Origin of the sequence: Agrobacterium sp. SOY23 (genome assembly GCF_027212525.1) — a bacterium.
GTDB lineage: Bacteria > Pseudomonadota > Alphaproteobacteria > Rhizobiales > Rhizobiaceae > Agrobacterium > Agrobacterium tumefaciens_I.
In genome coordinates this window covers 1-18,196 of record NZ_JAPWDT010000012.1, presented here as the reverse complement: position 1 = coordinate 18,196, position 18,196 = coordinate 1, and the positions used below count along the sequence as shown (strand labels likewise).

The following is an 18,196-nucleotide window of genomic DNA, read 5'->3' as shown; positions in this document are numbered from 1 at the left end:
TTCGCGCCAAGGGAAGACTGCTTGTGGCGCGGCGCGGGGATAGCCGCAGGTAGCCTATGGTTTGTGTGACATCTCTGTTCAGAGCACAATACGGACGAAAGTATGCCTGAGCCGCAGCGAGATGATCTCTGCCGTCTGATCCGGTCGGCGAGGTCACGCCAGCAGTCGGTCAGAGCATTTTCCGTAAAATCACGTAGCGGTTTTACGTCCGGAAAATGCGGAAAACAAGATAGATAGAGCGGGCCTAACGGTTCCGTTTAAGTCGGATGTGCTTTCTCGGGCATGGAAAATTCACAACAATGTCCATGATTTGCATCCTGAACATTTTCGTTTGCTGTAGGGTTGCGGAATCTTCTTATATGCCACGTCCGAGCGGCCGTTCTCTAGGGTCCAAGGACGGCCGCGAGAAGCTCTTTTGACGGTCTTCCGCTATGCTCAGATCGGTTGGGGAGGGGCGAGTTCTCGCATCTTCCGGCCGATTTGATGACGGAATACCAACTGTCTGAACCTCGCGAGGCTTAATCGATTTTTCGGGTACTTTGTGAGAAGCGTTAACCGCCGATGAAAGCGGCGGCGGCATGCTGCCCACTGACGAGGCAGTTGTTTCGACACTCGAATTGCTGCTGTTGGAGAAGACCGAGGACGCCGACGCCGTGGAACTGATGGTCGACGCAGAAGGTGTTCGGGACAGGCGCCGGCTCTCACTCTTTTTTGATGGCGGAATATCGACCACCCGAACCTCATGTGCCCTGATGGATCTCGCGGAGAATGTTTGAGCCGTTTGATAGGCGTCAGTCGGGGAAGGAAGCGGCGGCACGCCTGCGTCGACAGAAGGGGTTCGGGACTGGGGCGGCGGGGGGCGCTTGCCAGGGTAAATCGTATCACCTGGCGATAGGGATGGCGCGCCTTTGTATATGATTTCGCCGGATGGCCGGATTTCCTTCACTTTCACGAGTGCGGCCGCGACCGCAGCCGCTTCCTTGCGGGCTGCCTGCTGTTCATCAAGGGTCCGTATTTTTCCGCGCAACTGCCCCCGAAGCCGCTCCTGGTTCTCCTCATGAGGCACATATGCCTGTGGGATCTTATCGGCATATTCCAATTTGATTGGCTCAGCGACCGGTCGCTGGTGTTTCGCCTCGGCTTGAGGCTTGGAGATGTTCTGGTCCTGATCGGCAACAGGTGGTGCGGGCGCTGTGTATTCGGCGCGCGGTGGGGAATCGATCTGAGGCGAGCGGGACCATGTATTGCTGACCCGTTTCACTATGGCTTTCAGGCCGGACATCAGCCCGCGTTTCGGCGGGCGTGCTTCATCTTGAGGGATTGTCAGGGGTCCATTGCCGGTATCTGTATTCGCCATCATCCTGCGCCTTTTTACTGTTCCCGTTGTTTAAGCTCGATGCCGGGCAAAAAATGCCGCCAGCGCCGCGGTCGCCAGTTTGCGCCCGAAAGCGCGGGTGCTTTCCAGCCCGAGAGGATCGAAATACTCTCGAGCAAGAGCAAGAACCTTTTTGGACATCATGCGGGACGTCTGGATGGGGGATTCGGCGGTGGCCGGGTTAATGTCGTAGCCGGGCGCATATTTTAGAAACTCTCCGCTTTCCAGACTAAGGTCATAATCATGCAAGGCTTTGCGCAAGATCATCTGTAGCGCTTTTCGGGAGGGGTAGTTGGTCAGCAATGTATCAAACATGGCTGATACGCCAGGCGCGGGTTGAAGCGCGGAGACGTAGACCTGGACTTTGTCCTCTGCGAGCGGTGAACAATCATAAGCGCCGGTGATCGCAAAACGGGATGGCCCAGAGGATTGCCTGGAGGACGGCTTGTCCGCAGTGCGGCGCACCGCGGATGGCGCCGTACCCGTCTGGACCCTCTCCGGCCGTGCCGGTTTTTCCGCCGTCGTCACAAGAGATAATGGTGATTTGAGCTGCGGGGAAACCGTAGTGGTTTCCTGCTTCACCGTTACGGGTTTTGGTTCCGGTGTGACCTCCAGTTTTTTTGGAAAGATCGCTGGGGGCAGGCCACCATCGACCTCCCCCAGCGCCGAATTGATCTTCGCCAGACGCCGCGCCTCGGTTACGGTGAGACTTGGCTTGTGAATCGCCATTTCAGTTTCCGATGGTGTTTTGGACGAACTGGCTCAAGCCCCGTAATTCATCCATCGCCACCTCAAGATTGCGCAGCGAAAGGCGCATGGCTGGCTCGCTGCTGGCGTTCCTCACGCTCAAATGCAGCATACCGCGCTCTTTCATGGCCGCAAAAGCATCGCGCTCATGAAGCGGCATTTCTGTGAGGGGAAGAGAATTAAGGACCTCCCAAACCGCGCGTTGCGAGGTTGTCAGTCGACTGACCGGCACGCGCTGGCGAAGGATTGCCGTGGGGATGGCCAGATTTTCACCCAGGAGCAGCTCTATGATGTAGCGATAGGTCGCCAGGGCTTCGTCCACATCGAGCGGCGTAAGCATGGTAGGCACCAGCAAAAAATTGGAACTGGCAATGATTGTGTTGTTTAGTTCGCTTGATCCGCCCTGCGTATCGACCAGAGCGTAGTCGAAGTCGCGCGCTTCGGCGCGCTCATAGGCATCTTCGAGCAAGCTCAACTCGTCGGCAACGAATACCTCACAGCTAGGATCCCAGGTATCGCGTCTGGTCGCATTTTCATGCCACCGGGTCAGTGGGCGGTTCTCATCGGCTTCGAACAGCGCAACGGTTTTGCCTTCCGCCGCCAGCGCCGAGCACAGTCCCATCAGGGCTGTTGTCTTGCCCGCTCCACCTTTGAATGAGCAGAAGGTAATAAGTTTCATCGTAGTTCCCTTGCCAAAATCCTAAATATTACTTTCTCATCATCGAGATATTTTTGAAATTTATTCTATTTTTAAACATAATTATTCAATGCTTCATCTGTGTCTTCTTTTCCATTGGTGTAACGTTTCCGTATCCGATTCAGCGGGTGTAGCCCCGCGTCTGGCAATTGCGATTGCGGTGCCGTAACCTGACGGTTCGTTGGTGGCAGCTGGCATGTCACCAAATTCAGACGGGTTTTTGCGCGCAAGCCGTCTCAATCGGCTGGCCAGGAGTTTGAAAATCGAAGTCATCTTTCGTGGCATAGACCTGACACCTGAAGCCGGGGCACAGGCGCGCACACGCGCGCACGACTTGCAAGAAAAGCATGCGGATGCCGAATGGGAGAGCAGAGCGGCTGCCTGAGCCTTTTGATAAGACTTCAGATACTCCGGAATACCGTCGCGTTCGACTGTGTTAAGCAATTCCTTTTGATCTTCGAATATTGAGGAAGTAACACGCCCAGTTTCTGTTTCCTCTAGAGAGAAAGGGGCATAGACATCTGCTGCATCGACGTTATCCCGCACGGCAGGCCTCCTGATGAGTTCAATAAAAGGTATAGGGATATCGAAAGATAGGAAAATATATTACGGTTTCAGCTGTAATCGATCTGATTGTCCGGTTCCGGAGAGGGGACTCGGTGATGTGCTCCGCCTTTCTGCAGGGCAATGATCCGATCGAGTATGAGGCGCTGCTGGTTCAGCGCCTGCATTTCCTGTTCCGTCAGACGAGGGGGCTCAGTTGCCGGTTTTGGCGCGGTGACGGTCTGTGCGTCCGTTGCCGGCTCAAACTCGAGAGAGTCGCCACCTCCCCCACCGGAAGGCTCCTCTTCCGGCGCAAAAAAGGCTGTTTCCGATGTCGGCGCAGGATCGTCTGGAAAGAACGGCTGGGGCTCTTCGACGTTAGCCGGTGGCGATACGCCCGGTGCATTTTCCCAGGTTTTATCGAGAGGCTGCGTCGCAAACTGATCCATATCGACTGGGTCCGGTTCCGGCAATGGACCTGTTTGGGCGTCGAACAGGCGTTTCAGAACGCGATCCGAGTAATATTTCACTTTATCCATTCGCAATGGCGGCTGGCCTTTGATCAGCACGATTTGCTTGGAATCTTCAATGACGCGCACCTGTTCGGGACGCAGCAGCGGCGCTCCCTGATTGGAAAGCTGCACGTTGGTGTCGAAAATATTGCTCTGGCTATAGGAGGTGGAACGCTCGCGATACGTATAGTCGCCGATGGACTTGGAAATATATGCCGGTGTTTCGTCATCAGCGGTCGCCATGAAGACCTGGAGCCCGGTATTGCTAAGAAAGTTTTCCTTGCCCGATTCCTCGTAGGCGCCTGTGAGAGCTGCAAGGCTCTGGATGATAAACATGAAGCGGCCCTTGTAACCGGCAATCGTAGTCACGGCTGTTTCGATGGATTCCAGCTTGCCGAGGTGTTTAAATTCATCGAGCAAGAAAAGCACTTCGAAGATTTCGTCCTTGCCAGGCATACTCCGTTGAAGGATCGAAACGACCTGCTGAAAAAACAGCCTGACAAGGGGAGCGATGACCTCAAGATCGTTGGGACTGACGCATAGGAAAATCGACGTCGGATCCCGCCGCAGATCGTAGATGGAAAAATCTGATGTGGTGGTTGCCGCCTTGATCATCGGGTCGGCCCACAGATTGAGGCCGCCATCGCCAAGGACCGAGGTGTAGGAGGTCAGGATTTTCGTGTCGTTGCCAGCCATATTGTCGAAGATTCGCTGCGCTTCGACATTCTTGGTTTCTTCGGCCAACTGTGCGAAAAGCTTATATTTTTCACCCGGCTGCGCAAAAAGATCGTAGACCGCGCCGATGGTAGGCGTACCTCTTTCAATGCAGGCAAGGATACCGGCCACGAACAGATCGCGCGCGCCGTCAATGAAGCCTTCCGATCCTTTTCCCTTTGCCGCAATCAGATTGTAAGCGAGGCGTCGGGTCTCGCTGAAACGCCGGTCCGGTGCCATGTTTACGATATCCAGCACCGGATTGTAGCTGTGGGTGCGCCCGGCTTCGTCAAAGGGCGCGAATTTGTAAACCCGGTCGCCGCGTGCGAGCCGGGAGCGGGAGGTCAACTCAAACAACTCCCCCTTGACATCCAGTGCGAGGATGGAGCCGTTGAAGGTCAGAAGGGTGGGAATAACGATACCGACGCCCTTACCAGCGCGCGTGGGGGCCACAACTAGACTATGCGGCTGGTCGCCATTGGTGAGATAACGGCCAAAGCCGCGGGGTCCCGTGGTTTTTCCGAAGATCGGCCCATTCACCTGCCTGTAACGTTTGATGTAACCCGCGTGTGCTAGGTCTGCGAAGCGGGCCCAATGAGCAGTACCGTGATGTTCCTGCTTGCGCAGGAGGATGACAGCCAGGATCAGGGGAAGGACGACGCCTGTTGCGGCAATAATCGTCAGTCCCCGTTTAAATACGGGGGTCGTATAACCCTTGTTGAACGGTAATTCGTGCCAGAACGAAAGAATGTCGAAATTCTGGAACGTTCTGACACCCATGCCGGATTGAAACGCGGCATATACAGTTGCCAAAAACGTACCGACGATGAGAGAGAACACCACTCCAAATATCAACGTGTTCCATTTGCTATGTGCATCCATAAAATCTCCTTGTCGAAGCGCTGCCCTTCCTCGGTATTTGTTTCGCTCCTCTTCGCAACATTCCTGCTCTTGATAAGGGGAGCGCTTTGCAGGACAATCAACGCGTCCTGTCTGGTGGAGGGCGTGTTGAATTCCTCAGCCTTCCCGACACCGGCCCGTCTTCGATACGTTTGAGGTCATCCGCGTTTTTCTGCCCGCGGGTGCGGACCACCCGGTCCAGGTCATCGCCGCGTCGGCGGGCGCGTCCAGCAGCACGGCGGGCCGCCGCCTGAGCCGCTGTCTCATCCGGAAGGTCGGCGTCGTTCCTCGACGAAGCTCCCCCGCCGCCATCCGGGGTAGCGCTGAACGTGAACTGGAACTGTTCGTTGGCGATGGACTGGTTATCGGGCACCTCCGGCCGAGCGTCGGAAGAGATCGGTGGTGGCGAAAGATCCGCACGCCCGGCGGAAGCGTTTTCTTGGGGGGGGGTGACGGAGTGCCCGCCATCCCGTTCCGGAGAAAGAGAGGAATTACCGGGTATGCGCCGCCGGCGCCGGTCGCCTTCGGCGTCCTCCACCTCGCGTGCGGCATGGTCACGTTCTATTCTTTCTCGCTGCTGTCGCGTAATTTCGTTGTTGCGCTCGTCATCAATCGCGGATATCGGCCGGGATCCGGAGCTGCTCTCGGGCGGTGAGGCATTTTGCGGTGTGCGCCGACGTGACCGATCACCTTCGGCGTCTTCCGCCTCGCGGGTTGCGTTGCGGCGTTCTGCCTGCTTGCGGCGTTGGTGCTCAGCTTCCCTGCTGCGTTGGGTGTCTACGACATTGTTGCGCGATTCAGAGCCTTCACCGGATGAGCCCCCGTTGGTTTCGTCCTGCGCCGGATTATTGACGGGTCCAATGCCTGTATCCGAGCCTGTGGAAGAGGGACGTGCAATGCTCGTAGGCTCGGCCTCGGGTGCCAGATGTATGTTATCGTGATGCCGGGACTGCATGCTGCCACTACCGCTCGTGGTGATATCCGGCCGCGAATTCCCTCCGCCGCCAGTCCCACCGCCGGTCTGGCCGCTCGCGGATCCGGAGCCCTGCGGTCTTTGCATCGATGGGCCTGCGGTAGGCTCCGGCGTCGCGGAACGGGATTGTGACGTAGGATCGACGGCGATAACCGTTAAATCATCCCATTGTTCGCGGACTTCAACGGCATTGCGAGCATTGATGCGGAATTGTTCGTTCGACAATGACGGCGTTTCGATGCCTCGTTCCAGACGCGAAGTGGCTTCAACGTCTATCCCTTCCTGCTGCGCCCAATAAGCGAATCTTTCACGCATCACGGCGTAATTTATCCTGGTATTTCGGCGCGCAATCTTCAGCCATTCGTGCTTTTTCGTATCGGGATCCCTCTGCAGCGACTTTCTATTGACCAGAACGTGCAGATGGGGATGAGGCTTGTCGGTGTGAAAAGCGGTAAGGTAATCGAATTCATGTGGATTACCTCGGTCACCTTCGCGAATAATGGTGGCGCCGAACACGTCTTCCGCGGCCTTGCGCATCGCCCGATAGGCTGCGGTTTTGTCGGTGCCGGCAGGCAGGCTGAAAATAATATGGCTGGTCATATCCTGTTCGGCATCGCCAACCTGCTGGCCATTGATGTAATTGCCTGCCTGTTCTCCCCAACGCCGCGCCCAGTCGGGAAGCTCATCATATGGAATGAATCCCGCGCCATGGCGTTCTGAAAACTGCAATTGCAGCTCGGGGAGCTGGGCACGTTGGCGTTCTGCAGGATTTCTCTTTCGGGTCAGATATTCCATCTGCGAGCAGATGCGTTTGATGCTACGCGCGCCACCTCGTCGCACGACGTGAACTATGGCTTGAGTGGCCATCGTTTAAGTCCTTTCGGTAATGTCAGGGACGTAACACCATATGCCGATGTCATTTTGCGGCTTCCTGCAGCCGCAGGCGACCGTCCAGGCGACGCTCCGCGATGTTCAGAATGGACATCAAAGTCGCATCCAGCCGGGCGAATTCGTAGCCAAATTCTGCGCGCAATTTCGTAAATTCAGCGATGTCTACAGCACCGCTCTGCATGCTAGTGGCGTGCATCCGGGCAATATTGCGCGAAATTTCGCTGATAGATTTCAGAATACCTTCGAGTACTTCCCGAGTTCCCATATCGATCTCGACAAAGCCGCCAATGCGCCGCGCCGCCACGCGCAAAGCCATGTTGTTGGTGAGGCCGAACTCGCTTGCCTGCTCAGTGAAGGCTTCAAATTCCGCCTCCCGCAGACGAACGCTGACTATTTTATATGGTTCCGGGGCAGTTTGCGCAGAGTGGTGGATTAAAGGTATCTGGCGCTGGCTTGGCTGCGCGTCTTCAACGTCTTTCATCAAAATATATCCAGGTCGCAATGTTTAAAAAAAGAAGCATAATGTAATGACTATCAGCGGTAGAATTTTTCCTTCGTTGCCTATTGGAGTGGGATCGCAGAGAAATTTAACACTCCTTTGCCGTCAAGGGCAGCGCAATCATGCTACAAGTGTAATAATCGTTCGCCTGATTATTGGGCAGTAAGTGCACTCCTAAAGTAAAATTGATTCCAACGCCTGGTGCCACGTCGGACAGCTGCAAATATCGATAGCCAATGTCACTGCGCTGATGCTGGCGTAGCCTTTGCGGGCATCGCCCGCCTTCGATGCTGACCCTCGCTCTCGTTCATAAATATCTCGACGGCACTGTGCCAACCACTTGTCACAAGCCTTCAAGCGCGCTGGCGCCCTGGCTAACCGCAGCATTTGCTACAGATGTAACCTGATCGAAATTGACATGAGCGAGGACCGTCATAAATTTATTATTAGTATTTTCTCAAGGTCAGGTAGCTTAGCTGTCTGGCGGCATTATGATTGTTATCATGGGCTCTAATAAAAACGAATTTTCGCGAAATAGTTAGTTGGTTCAATCGGGCGGTGGCGCGCCGAGGCATTTGCCATGATTGCAACTGCAATTATGCACATCGGGTTCCGCCTTCGCAAAGGATCCAACCCTCTTTTAATGTCAATGAAGACTGTCGGTATGATTTTTTAGGAAAGGGATAAAGATGAAGAATGATGATAGTAATTCAATGCTCCGAAAAGAACAAAGTAAAGGTATAGTTCATATTAAAAATAACTACAATAAAGATGATTCATACTACCCTCAAGAATCCTACATTGAGGATTTTGAAATAGAAAAAATTAATACTTTGAAAATTTTGGAAGATTTTAAACCTATAGATGCCGACAATTAAATATTATATTATTCAGGGAGTTTCGGGATGACCAATAATAATGGCGAAAATGACCGCAATATGAGTGGTACTAACAGCGGCGAAGCGATAGACTTTCTACGAGACTTCTCCTATCCCATTAAAGACGAGAGCAATATACCACGCAATGCTTGGGCTCTCTATAAAGACGGGTCTATCTCGAAAGGCATAACGCGCGGTCAATGGATGGAACAAAACAACGGGCTCGGACCGACGACCAGTCAGTTCGGCAAAAACGGCTATGCCATCCACGCCTCTTTGACAGGCAATGAGAAATTGCAGGTCGACGGGAAATTTGGCGAGCACGACCTAATGCCTCCCCAAGTATTCGTTCAAAACATTAAGCTTTCCGAAAAACAGCAGCAGATAGTGGACAGCATCGTCGACAAAAGTGCGCAGAACAAAAAGGCATTCGCCTTCAAGGCGGCAAGGTTCCGTGAGATCGCTGCGGAGATTGGCGTGCCACCGGATATCCCCAAGTTTGAAAAAAAACTTGAAGGTAAGAATCAAGTTTTTCATACGATAGGCGGAGGCAGCCAGCCTTGTACTATTCAGTATGACAATCAGATCCGAGCCGGCAACAGTATTCCCAATGTTCAGATATGGAAAGGCACAGAGCTTTTGGAGGCGACGTGGCATACCAAAGACGGTAAGGGAAAATACGATGGTAAGTCACTCGCTGAGGTTAAAGCCGCTGCAATCGCCGAGTATGGCACGGGCGTTGAAGTCGCGCTCAAAGCGAACACCAACAGAACGATGGGTACCGCACAGCTTGACCGATATGAGAATGGAGCGAACAAACGCTGGAACGCTCAGGTTGCAGATCAGCGTGAGCGCAACCAAAATTTCAATCATTTAACGGCGGTTGTCACACAGCGAGATCCCAGTATCCCGAGCCCAAATGTTGACGTCAACTGGCTCTTCGCCAACGCGCCTGACCATGCTCTCGCCCAAGGGCTAAAAAGGGGCGAATACAGCGAAAATCTCCGCGTTATCGGCAGCGGTAATGGGCGAACCAGTGTCCAGTTTGCGATGGAGAAATTTCCAGATGTAGCGAAGCTTCTAGATGAGGCTGGCATTCCGAGGGAGATTGCCGAAGTCCGGCCTAACGATTACTGGAAAATAAAGGCGGTCGGCGAGACTCTCCCTCCCATCTCGGTTCCACTTGCTGAACATCGCGATGGCCCGCCGCCCCCGGGCGTAGACGTCATGAGTAGTTATGGTCCCGACCAGATCATGGTAGCGGGCCGCGACAAGCACGGTGATCGCACTGGAATGCAAAGGACTTTGAGCGAATATGCTGCACAGAAGCTGCGTCTGCCGGATGACGCCGCAAAGGTACTCCAGCGCGAGCCGGACATGTATTCGCGGGCAACTGAAAAGAATGCGGGCCTATATGACGACCGCTCGCGCGCTCAAACCTCTCGGGGGGCGGGCTGGTAACGCAATATGGCGTAGCCAAATGATGTTGCGGAGGAGCTTATAAGAACTTCTGCAAAGCTCGCGAGGCTGTAGTCTCCAAGAGATATCAACGGCCGAGAGGTTACAAAGAGGGGCTAGCGATAAGCTGCGCATCGCTCGAGCCGAAAGACGTTGAAGCAGCAATTCCAAGAAGCCGGCTCAGCATACTGGGCGAAGCTGGCCGCCTAACAATGAGTTCTTCAATGGAAGGATCCTATCGTGGCCGATATTGAGAAGAAGCCCGCAAAATTACGCGATTCAAAATACAAAAGGCGAGTGGTCCAGGACTTTGGGAGCAGCCTTGCGCAAGCGGTAGATATCGCGGAGCGCAATGCTGAGAGACGGATTGACAGATATAATCGGTCGGACAAGTCTGATCGGTTAGAGAAGGATTTGGACCTTTTTGAGAAGATAGATCCCTCCAAAAGGGATACGGTCATTCGCTCAAGACCTTTGGGATGGGGTAACAAGAAGCTAAAGATCGACAAAGATGGCGCATTCATCCATGAGCGCGGGAGATTTAGAAAAACAAGAAAGAGTTTGTCACGCGATGCAGAGTCTCATGCTGTCGTTAGTGGATTCGAGCAGGAGAGCTTCAGAAAGAAGACAACAGAAAGCTATCGTAACGGTGGGCTCCTGTCGAGAAATGTCACGCGCAAGGACGGATCGTATGAAGAGAACTGGGAGCGGAGCAAGGGCGGAAAGCTCATCCGGACTAAATATCAGACAAGCCGCATAAGAGATGGCGGACTATTCCGCTCTATTTCGGAGGATTTAAGCGCTGCCGATACAAACGGCTATCGAACCTTGACCCAAAAAAAAGGCGGCCTTTTCAAGAGTGAAAAGGTCTTCGAGACAGATGAAAATGGAGAAAATCTGAATCTCATTGGCCGGAAAAGCAGGATTTTCTCCAAGTATTCGCAAATATCCAAGAACAGGGACTTCGCCAACGTCGAGATCAAGCACTTCGGGGGGCTATGGAGCAAATCCTATTCATCTCGGCTGGATGCAAACGGCAATCCCATTAGCAAAGATATCGGTGCCCGCCGGAAATTTTTGAGTAAAAGATCACGAGATTATAAAGAAGGTCGGCTCGAAAGCCAGGTTCACACCTTTGGGGGGAGCAAGCTTTATAAACATAGTGCTGATTATACAGCGGGAGATGGCCTCAAGACCATTAAGAAGAAACTTTTCGGCCTAACAATCTACAAAGATACCGTAAAACTCAGTCCGAGAGAGGTGGCGGCAAACGACCTGAGGAAGGCAGAGGCGCAGGAGCATAACGCTCTATGGAAAGCTGAAGTCGCTGGGAGAGAGGCTGTCCGCGATTCTGCGATCACGGTGCATCCCGTACCTGCACCTGGAACGACAATGCGCCTGGGGACAACTCCTGTTCTGTCCATGCACCCAGTGAAGAGGGATCGATCTCCGTTTGCAAGTGGAGTTGTTTTCCCAACAGCCCCGGCGCCTTCCACCCAACAACGGGGAAGCAGTGCGACAGAGCCTGATGTGGCTCGAAGCACGCTTCCAGCACCAAGTCATCAGAATTCAGTTGAAATCGATAGAGCCGCTCCCCGTGCGCCAGAGGACGAAGAAGAAGAAGCATTTCTGAAAAGCTCTGCGTCACCGAGCCCCAGCAGGACTGCTTCCAAAAGCGCTGATGCCCAATCGCATGCCTTTCTAGGTGATTGGAAACCTGTTGGGGATAACGAAATGGAGAAAACGAGGCCACCGAGCAGCAGAACTGCTTCCAAAAGCGCTGATGGCCAATCGCATGCCTTTCTAGGTGATTGGAAACCTGTTGGGGATAACGAAGCGGAGAAAACGAGGCCACCGAGCAGCAGAACTGCTTCCAAAAGCGCCGATGCCCAATCGCATGCCTTTTTAGGTGATTGGAAACCCGTTGGGGGTGACGAAGTGGAGAAAACGACGTCAGCGAGCCGTCAGAGTTCAGTTGCCAAAGAAAGGGCCGCGCTCAATAGCTGGGCTCCGAGCGGTACCAGCCGTAGCGGCCACGACGACACCAATGGTATAGACGCTGCCTCAAAGAGAGGTCTGGGACCGAGAAATCGTGGGGTAGCATCTGTCGCTGATTGGTAAATCTAAAAGTGGTATTCATCTTATTTGATCAATGTGGAAATTATATTATTAAAACCAAAAGTAATTTTAAAAGTTAAAAATAATATTTGATTATCGGTAAGTAATTCAGAAATTATCCTTTAATTGGAGTTTGGCTGGTCGAAATGTTTTTCGAGTGATTTTTCACGCCGGAATAGCCACATTTCTACCCGTTGTCAGCAACAAGGCCAAAGCGCCGACCAGAATAAGGCTGGGCTTCAAAAGACGGGGTGTTGTCAGACCGGAGGGCGAAATCGCTCCCTTGTTGCTGTACGACCGAAAGGTGCCAGATGGAAAACGGTTCAGTGGGTGGCCCAGCAAAACGCAAGGCTAGTGCATTAAATCGCGACGGCCCGGCCCGGCCCTCAGGGCGCGTTAAGCGATTGAAGTCGACCGCAGCGGGCCGAGATGAAGGCCCTGCCGGGCAGTTGGAAAACAGCGTCCTTGAGAGCATCGAGCACGACCCTGACGTGGACTTGCCCGAGAACATTGTTTTTGACAACGATGGGGATGACGAAAGAGAACTGAGCTGGAGTCCTAGCCCGGACCGGACTCCGGCCGCTCGTCAGATCGACCGCAACGGGCCAACCTCAAAACGTGAAGGCGAACGAGCTGTAAGCGAGCATGCTGCATCTTCATTCGTCCCGCTTCCGGCTCGCGAACCCACGCCAGTCAATACCTTGCATAACTATTTCGACGATTCGGCATCTGGCCCGACTGCCGGAGAGGTCAAGGAGAAAAGGGCGAAGGATAAAGGCAAAAAAAAACAACCCGGACCACGGCGCACGATGCACAACTATTATCGGGGTTCTCATGATGGCGTGGTCCTCATCTCCGACCCGGAACAGTTGCGAAAGGTCGCACGGCTAGGAACTGGTGCGAAAGAGGTCGTTTTTCGAACGAAAGGGCAATTCGAACGGGATTTCGGTAAACCGCCTACAAGCGCTGACATGGACGACACCTGCACGATCACGAGTTTTGAGCCAGGCATCTTTCGTTCCAAACCGAGAACCTGGAACACGATTGAGGTAGAAAAGCGGGAAGACTGGAGGGATGAATATCAAGAGCGGGATTGGAAGTTCGCCGGTCTGATGAGCAAGGTTGGCCAAAGCGGCAAGTCCTTCAAAGAGCGAGTTGTTACCGGGCTCTTAAGCGAAGATATAGGCAAATTCCAGACACCCGTCGGGGAAAGAAGGCGGAATCACGCGTATATAGAGGCTTTGAAAGCGGGGCAATACAATCCAGATGCACTGATCCGCCTGGAAGATGGAACCTACAAAGCGATTTTTCTCAAACTGTACGAGGGTACCCGCGATATGGTCTCGTTTAAGGCGGTAACAGACAAGTACGGAGAAAACAACGTTTGGCTAAAAACAGCGAATTTCGACTACATGACCCATGATCAGTTTAACAAGAACGCGCCGACATTCGATGCGGCCGAAAAAATATTCTGTGAATATACGGGCCGTACCTATGAGCCCAATGTTTTTGTGCGAAGCGATGAAGGAAAGTGGATAAGCAAGAAACAATATGACGAGAAAAACAGAAATAATTTCGACGAAGACATGACAGAACTGGAAATACTTATCCTAGGCGATCACAATCAGGGTTTCCTGCAGCCTAAGACAATGAAGTGGTTAAACCCTGAGCTCTACGAGCAGAGGATGCGGGCGGCTCATTTGACAGGATACGTTCCCACGAGCACATCACGCGCTTCCTCAAGGGGAGCCGTCAAGATGGAAGCCATATCCGACATCTTGGCAAACAAAAATAATCGTGCCAGCGCTCCTATTCTGATGCAGATTTCAAGGGACGAATTGGAGCCGATCGATAAAATCCCTCCCGGAGCTGAACACCACCAGATATACCCACAAAATGTCAGCGAGAAATCTGGCTATACTGGCAATTATACACGTAATTGGAGATCGATTAGACGGGAAGAAAAATTCAGAGATGCTGCAAGCAATCAGAGCGTATCGTACTTTGAACCGTCCAGCGCGCTGCAGAAACCAAAACGGCTCATGACCGACGAGCAACGTAGAATAGTCAAAACGCCGTCTCCCTCGCCGGTGCCGTCGGAGGTTTCGGAAGATGAATTGTTTGTGCGGCAGAGTTCGGTCTCTCTTCCATCTGACACGTCCGACGATGAAACCCAGTCGATTCCCCTGTCAAGAAGGCGACGGTTTAGCTCTTTGCCGCCTGACAGTTCCGATGACGAACAGAAAGCTCTTAGCCGCCGCTCCGTGGAGAGACCTACTAACGCTAGGTCTGATGGAGGAACCCCTCGGCCTTCCATCACGATGCAGCAGCCTTCGGCACCCGAGGTTAACTCTGTGGGTAAACGGCGGGAAACCAATGGTAGTCCAGTCATGGCGAGGCGACTTGCGCAGGCTCCCCAATTTGCTTGGCTCTCCTCCAGTTCGGACGATGAATCCCCTGTTGCGGTCAATCGGGCAAGCTTACATTCACCATGTGGGGATCAAGCTAAAAGGAATATCGGGCGCGGAACTTCGGCCGATACAATCACTCGGCAGGCGTCTCAGTCTTCTCCGCCTGACAATGGGCGTACCCGTTCCCGAGACGTGAGTCGAGGTTGAACTCAAAGCAGGCCCTTTCTGAGAAATCCTATAGACAGCTAAATTGCATCGAGGTTTTCGATCTTGTAAAAGCCGTCGATCGGTGGATCATAGCAGCGATTGAGTTTTTCGAGGAAGCCCGTTGAGATAGCATTCCGTTGACTGTGCCGATAGCAACGGCGACGATGTAGTTGGCGGTTTCATCGATAGGATCGATGACCTAGGGGGCGACCGCTCCGGGAGTTGCCTTGCGGTTCGCCTTCCTTGCCAAGCATCGTATCAGCGAGGAAGCTATTTCTAATCTCATTTTGACGATCGTATTCTCGGCAGCCCATCTGTAGCTGTGACGAAGTCTATAGGCGCCTTGGACGGCACCGTGAGATCGGCAGGCTGCAGTTGATGTTCAGGCATGATCTCTCGGCGTTGCGCGCCATTTCATTCGGAAACTGCTACGGAATCGACCGTCGGCCACGTCGCCCGGGCGGCGAAGCGGAACGTTCGATCCGAAAAATGTTGGTTTCACCTGTAACTCAAATCCACATAGCCATGCAGGCGGCATTCTGAGAGAAATATATGAAATGAGGCTTCTGGAAGCAGGCAAGCAGTAATGCCGAATGAAGAAATTGCGAGATTGACAAGTGGAATACCTCGCCTATGGCGTAGAGCAGGCCGTGAAGCTGATGGGCTGCAAGCGGGCCTATTGAAGCAGCCCCATCAAGATCCACTGCCTCCTGATAATGTTGGATGGAGGCTGCTATCTTCCCATATCGGGAAAACGAAACTTCCCGTGTATACGGAACTCGCCGTCCCGGGCGGGAACAGCGTCCTTCTGTTGCATGAATATGAGTTCAACGAGCGGCAACTGGATATGATTCGTCACAATGTCGGTCGTGCGAGGGCGAATGTTGACGCCGGGATTGAGGCTCTGGCGTGTAAGGATAGCTCCCAATACGACGGCAAAACCTCTGCGTTGCTAAAACACCATTTCCTTCTCGATGTTGATAAAGGTGCGGCGGCGGGCCTAGGTGACGTATTCGGCCCCGATTTCGATCCACATCGAGAAACGATGGGAAGTGCTCGTGACATATTGCGCGAATTGAGAAGAATATCGGCGGGGCTGAACGGTCCGAATCTCGAAATAAAGGTGCTCGACGATCTGAGCAAACGATTCCCCGAAACAGCTCACGCCGGTACAGTTGGATTGGCTTGGCGGCGTTTTTCTAACGACGAGTCGCCTCGAGTTTCGTTTCGAATAAAAACATCCGCAGTTTTCGACGCCGAATTGGGACCTCGTATCATTATCCATGAAACTGCACACAATGTTGCGGCTCTTGATGACCACGGGGAGCGAGGATATCTGGATAACTCTGTAGCTGGGCAGCCAATGCGCTACCGCGAGAATGGTCTGACGTTTCAAGAGGCCCTTATAAATGCAGATACATACGCTGCGTTTTGTTGTGACTTGCGAAGATGCCCTCCCAGTATCAAGTGGTCTCTCCCTTCGACTGAAGCTTTGCATTCTGGCTCGATAGGGCCGGAAGAACGGTTCAGGGATGGGATGAGCGCAAGGTACCAGCATGTCAACGGTGGCAAAGCAAACACGAGCTCCACGATTGCCAAGCCGTCCTTACAGATCGGCAATGTGAACAATAGAGGGCTTGCCGAACGCGAGCATTCATCGTTGGGTCGTTGACGGATGTTGGTCTCCCGCAGCCAAAAGATCTCGCGACATGAACCCGATCCGCCGCTGGCATCCCGTCGTCACGTTGCAAAAGCAACGCATTCACGACCGCGAAGACCGGCGCTGCGCGGCTTGCCCGGTGCCACGATCCAGCAGGCAAGGTAAGATCATCCATCAGATTGCTTGCATAGCGCATTGCGCGCCTAACAGAACCGCAGGAATTTTAACATCATTTCAGTTGAAACGGTTCTCAATGCGACTTTCCCTCATATGAAGCCTATGTTTGTCAAAGCACAATCTCTTGTTCGAGTGAAATTATTAATTCTTATGATGGAGTTCTTTATGCATTACGATTATTACGTGGGTGGTTTCTCATATTCTGAGCTAGAAGGCCATTCCATCCCATCGGCACCGAATCTTGCCGTCGGTTCCGCCTCTAACGAGTGGAGCCTGTCAGGGGCGGTCGCCCCTCTCTCAATGTCGCAGCAAATGTTGATGCTCTGTTTTATCTCGGGACAGATCGAGCATTCGGATTGGGTAAGGCATATCGAGGAGGATCCGGTTTTGGCTGCCCACTTCTCGCTGATGTGGTCGGCGAGGACGTGACAAGGCGCCGTATATCGGAGCATCGCCTTTCGGTCTCAGAGTCGGTTTTTGATTGCGGCATATGCTTAGTTTCCGGCACCACAACCTCACCCCTTTCGTCAGACCGAGTGTGAATTTTGCTTTTTGTGCGAGGTCTCGGAATTCGAGTGCAAGTGAGTTTACCGTGACAGTTTGTGGTTCGAGTAAAGTGGGACAACAGGCGCTCTTGTTTTATCAATCGCTGCACAACCTTTTCCGAGGTTGTCACACTCTGCCTGGCCAGCGACGCCTGCAGTCTATAATAGCCGTAGCAACGATGGTTGCTTTAAGATTTCCGCCAGGCTACGACGGGTGGTGAGATACTTGTCTGCCAAGTTCACACGGCGCGGTGGTAGAAGTAAGCGCTTCGCGCAATTCCTAACTGCACAAGCAGTTCTGGCAATCGATAGATATTTTTTGAGGGCGCCAACCAGCTGTGTCTCCTACCGATTACTCAGGGTCTGCAGATCGACGCCCAGGCGTTCCCAAGAAACACAGTCTCCAGCCGTCACGGGTGCCTGCTCGTAGCCCATAGACCGGCCCCGCCGCTGGAGGTTGGCGATGACGCGGCCACGATGTAGTTCATCATAGGCCGCAGCGCCCGGATCGCGGTAGACCACTCCAAACCGCAGCGCATTGTAGAACAGGACGGCTATCTTGCGGGCCGTCACTGCTTTATGCTTGCCGATGCGCCCAGCCATACGGCGGTAGAACGCGCCGAGTGCAGTATCGCTTCTCCCGCAGCTGCTCGGCTGGAAGATCGTCGGGTCCGTGACGAAAGCACTTTGCCACCGGAGGTCTTGTTGCCGGGCGCGAGGCAGAGCCACGATGTAAAGTCTCGGCCATGCCCGCAGATCCGTTCCACACTCGCCGATGAGCTTGAGCGCGAGCGATGAGCCGAGGCCGTGAATCTGGGTCAATCTGTCCCTGAGAGGCCGTATAATGCGGCTCGCACATCAAAGGTCGGTGCATTTGTCTGTTTGGTCTTC

12 protein-coding genes and 1 pseudogene are annotated in these 18,196 nt (G+C 53.4%); 6 read left to right on the top strand and 7 right to left on the bottom strand.

The genetic code is table 11. The features are described from left to right. Positions 1 to 355: 355 nt before the first annotated feature. The 6 genes from O3S81_RS24740 to O3S81_RS24715 all read right to left on the bottom strand — a co-directional run bounded on the left by O3S81_RS24740 (position 356) and on the right by O3S81_RS24715 (position 7,833). The gene (locus O3S81_RS24740; protein ID WP_269347493.1) at positions 356 to 1,357 is read right to left on the bottom strand and encodes a hypothetical protein; all 1,002 of its coding nucleotides are present in this window, start codon (positions 1,355 to 1,357) and stop codon (positions 356 to 358) included. 30 nt (positions 1,358 to 1,387) lie between these two features. After that, positions 1,388 to 2,104: a VirC2 family conjugal transfer protein gene (locus O3S81_RS24735; RefSeq protein WP_269347491.1), complete on the bottom strand. Its 717-nt coding sequence runs from the start codon at positions 2,102 to 2,104 to the stop codon at positions 1,388 to 1,390. 1 nt (position 2,105) lies between these two features. After that, positions 2,106 to 2,801 (bottom strand): conjugal transfer ATPase VirC1, encoded by a 696-nt coding sequence (locus O3S81_RS24730; protein WP_269347489.1) that lies wholly within the window; start codon positions 2,799 to 2,801, stop codon positions 2,106 to 2,108. Between the two features lie 632 nt (positions 2,802 to 3,433). Continuing rightward, the gene (virD4, locus tag O3S81_RS24725; protein ID WP_269347487.1) at positions 3,434 to 5,470 is read right to left on the bottom strand and encodes a type IV secretion system ATPase VirD4; all 2,037 of its coding nucleotides are present in this window, start codon (positions 5,468 to 5,470) and stop codon (positions 3,434 to 3,436) included. Positions 5,471 to 5,567: 97 nt separating this feature from the next. Continuing rightward, a complete protein-coding gene (locus tag O3S81_RS24720; RefSeq protein ID WP_269347485.1) occupies positions 5,568 to 7,328 on the bottom strand; it encodes a relaxase/mobilization nuclease domain-containing protein in 1,761 nt (586 codons plus the stop codon). A 49-nt stretch (positions 7,329 to 7,377) separates the two neighbouring features. After that, on the bottom strand, positions 7,378 to 7,833 hold the full coding sequence (locus O3S81_RS24715; RefSeq protein ID WP_269347483.1) for a DNA mobilization endonuclease VirD1/MobC family subunit: 456 nt from the start codon (positions 7,831 to 7,833) through the stop codon (positions 7,378 to 7,380). A gap of 707 nt (positions 7,834 to 8,540) precedes the next feature. Between O3S81_RS24715 and O3S81_RS24710 the strand changes: the two genes are divergently transcribed. From O3S81_RS24710 to O3S81_RS24685, 6 genes are all read left to right on the top strand, one after another. Continuing rightward, positions 8,541 to 8,729 (top strand): hypothetical protein, encoded by a 189-nt coding sequence (locus tag O3S81_RS24710; RefSeq protein WP_269347482.1) that lies wholly within the window; start codon positions 8,541 to 8,543, stop codon positions 8,727 to 8,729. A gap of 27 nt (positions 8,730 to 8,756) precedes the next feature. Further along, the gene (locus tag O3S81_RS24705) at positions 8,757 to 10,190 is read left to right on the top strand and encodes a VirE2 family protein (protein WP_269347480.1); all 1,434 of its coding nucleotides are present in this window, start codon (positions 8,757 to 8,759) and stop codon (positions 10,188 to 10,190) included. A 237-nt stretch (positions 10,191 to 10,427) separates the two neighbouring features. Next, positions 10,428 to 12,308 carry a hypothetical protein gene (locus tag O3S81_RS24700; protein WP_269347479.1) on the top strand — a complete coding sequence of 627 codons (1,881 nt, stop codon included), beginning with the start codon at positions 10,428 to 10,430 and terminating at the stop codon, positions 12,306 to 12,308. Positions 12,309 to 12,616: 308 nt separating this feature from the next. Next, positions 12,617 to 14,923, top strand: a complete 2,307-nt coding sequence (locus O3S81_RS24695; RefSeq protein ID WP_269347477.1) for a hypothetical protein — start codon at positions 12,617 to 12,619, stop codon at positions 14,921 to 14,923. A gap of 586 nt (positions 14,924 to 15,509) precedes the next feature. Further along, on the top strand, positions 15,510 to 16,595 hold the full coding sequence (locus O3S81_RS24690) for a hypothetical protein (RefSeq protein ID WP_269347476.1): 1,086 nt from the start codon (positions 15,510 to 15,512) through the stop codon (positions 16,593 to 16,595). A gap of 330 nt (positions 16,596 to 16,925) precedes the next feature. Next, positions 16,926 to 17,189, top strand: coding sequence for a hypothetical protein (locus O3S81_RS24685; protein ID WP_269347550.1), 264 nt, complete (start codon positions 16,926 to 16,928; stop codon positions 17,187 to 17,189). Positions 17,190 to 17,385: 196 nt separating this feature from the next. On the opposite strand, the pseudogene O3S81_RS24680 reads toward O3S81_RS24685, so the two are convergent. Further along, positions 17,386 to 17,776 (bottom strand): annotated as a pseudogene (locus tag O3S81_RS24680) (IS3 family transposase); the annotation flags it as partial. Between the last annotated feature and the right edge of the window lie 420 nt (positions 17,777 to 18,196).